Annotated in this window: 2 pseudogenes; one reads left to right on the top strand and one right to left on the bottom strand. The window is 45.0% G+C overall.

Annotated elements, in window-relative coordinates:
• Window positions 1-60 precede the first annotated feature (60 nt).
• A pseudogene (locus tag A3712_RS23760) lies at window positions 61-305 on the top strand (YecH family metal-binding protein).
• Window positions 306-379: 74 nt separating this feature from the next.
• Here A3712_RS23760 and A3712_RS27185 read toward each other — a convergent pair.
• A pseudogene (locus A3712_RS27185) lies at window positions 380-547 on the bottom strand (MarC family protein); the annotation flags it as partial.

Here is a 547-nt window from a genome sequence, read left to right as displayed (position 1 = left end):
AAGGCAGCTTTGCTCAAACTCGGTACTCTACGTGTAATTCATTAAACATGAGATTGAGTTATGACTACCGAAATTCACGCACACAACGTTTTAAACTTGCTTAGTGCAAAGCCTCTGACTCGAGAAGCGCTGGCACAAGAACTGGCTCAGATGTATGGCACTGAAGCTCGTTTCCATACTTGTAAGCTAGTAAGCTAAATGGTCTCGATCTGGATGATTTGCTGAAGTTTTTCCTGAAGATGGAAAAGGTCGTGCTTGTCGATGGCAAGCTGTGCACCAATCGTGAGCGTGTGTGTAATCACTAATCTTGAGTGATTTGAGAGTGGATGTATTTGTGGTATTCGCTCTTTCTATTCTTTCCTGTTTGTTCTCGTTTACGTGCAGCAATGACAGATGGACCAGCAATCATAGGGATCGCCATCGGCACGATAAACGGCTCTTCACCTGCAGCAAGCCCTGTAATACTGCCAGCGCTCGGGAAAATCATCTTAATCGCGATGATAAATAGAATGATACCGCCAGAGATGCTCAGGGTTTCAGGCTGTAC

Origin of the sequence: Vibrio sp. HI00D65 (genome assembly GCF_001635455.1) — a bacterium.
Lineage (GTDB): Bacteria > Pseudomonadota > Gammaproteobacteria > Enterobacterales > Vibrionaceae > Vibrio.
Note: the sequence above shows the minus strand (reverse complement) of the source record. Positions and strands in the feature narration are given on the sequence as shown.